This is a genomic window from Stenotrophomonas sp. P5_A8 (assembly GCF_056400545.1).
The window spans coordinates 1-1,327 of sequence record NZ_JBFULB010000548.1; the positions used below are offsets into that span (position 1 = coordinate 1).

Annotated in this window: 1 protein-coding gene; it reads left to right on the forward strand. The window is 62.7% G+C overall.

The genetic code is table 11. The features are described from left to right. Window positions 1–18: 18 nt before the first annotated feature. Window positions 19–1,327, forward strand: a 1,309-nt coding sequence (locus AC1DQP_RS20565) for a non-ribosomal peptide synthetase (RefSeq protein WP_478052439.1), incomplete at its 3' end; no start/stop codon positions are given.

Below are 1,327 nucleotides of genomic sequence, written 5' to 3' on the forward strand. Positions count from 1 at the left end.
CTTTCGGGGCACTGCCTGATGCCCATCCCGCAGAGCATCCGTGCCAACGGGGTCGAGCTGCTGAATTTCCTGGTCGAACATCGTATCGATGCGGTCGATAGCACCCCGTCGCAGCTGGAGGGTCTGCTGTCCGCTGGACTACTCGAAGGCGGGGCGTATCGCCCGCGTAGCGTGCTGGTGGGGGGAGAGCCGATCAGGTCTTCGCTCTGGGGGCGGCTGAAGTCCTCGCCGATCGTGGAGTTTCACAATATGTACGGTCCCACCGAGGCCACCGTGGATGCCACCATCGTCAGCATTGCCGGGGCAGCGGGCGGCCCTACCATTGGCTCGCCAATCGACAATGCCCGTATCTACATTCTCGATACGGCACGGCAACCAGTTCCGATAGGCGTGATTGGTGAGGTGCACATCGGTGGGGTAGGGGTTGCACGGGGTTACCTGGACAAACCAGAACTGACTGCCGAGCGCTTCCTATGCGATCCTTTCAGCAGTTGCGCTGGGGACCGAATGTATCGAACCGGTGATCTTGCCCGCTGGCTGCCGGACGGAAACATTGAATTCCTGGGGCGCAATGATTTCCAGGTCAAGATCCGGGGCTTCCGGGTCGAACTTGGCGAAATCGAGGCCAAGCTGGTCGCTTGCCCGGGGGTCCGGGAAGCGGCCGTGGTGGGCCTGAATGAGGAATCCGGCGACAGCCGCCTGGTCGCCTACGTAGTGTCGGACCACCAGCCCAACCCAGCGCAATTGCGCGATGCGCTACAGGGACAACTGCCGGAACACATGATACCCAGTGCGTTCGTTGTGCTGGCGTCCCTGCCGCAGACCCCGAATGGAAAGCTCGACAGGCAGGCGCTGCCCGCCCCGGGGGTGCAGGCAGTCGTCACCCGACGCTTTGAAGCACCGCGCGGCGAGCTGGAACAGGTACTGGCCAAGATATGGGCTGAGCTGCTGGGGCTGGAGCGGGTGGGGCGGCATGATCAGTTCTTCGAACTGGGCGGTCACTCGTTGATGGTGGTTTCAATGGTTGCTCGCCTGCGCGAACTGGACTTGGAGGTGCCGGTACAGGCCGTGTTCACTACGCCCACCCTGCATGCGCTGGCAGCTTCGATCAGCACATCGGGCATGGCGGGTGCATCAGCAGTGCGCTCGCCTATCGGTCCGGAAACCTCGCGGATCACGCCTGCGCATCTGTCGATGGTGAGCCTCGATCAGGAGCAGATCGACCTGGTCGTAGCGGGCGTGCCAGGCGGGACCGGGAACGTACAGGACATCTATCCGCTGCTGCCATTGCAGGAGGGACTATTGTTCCACTACCTGCTCGAGGAGG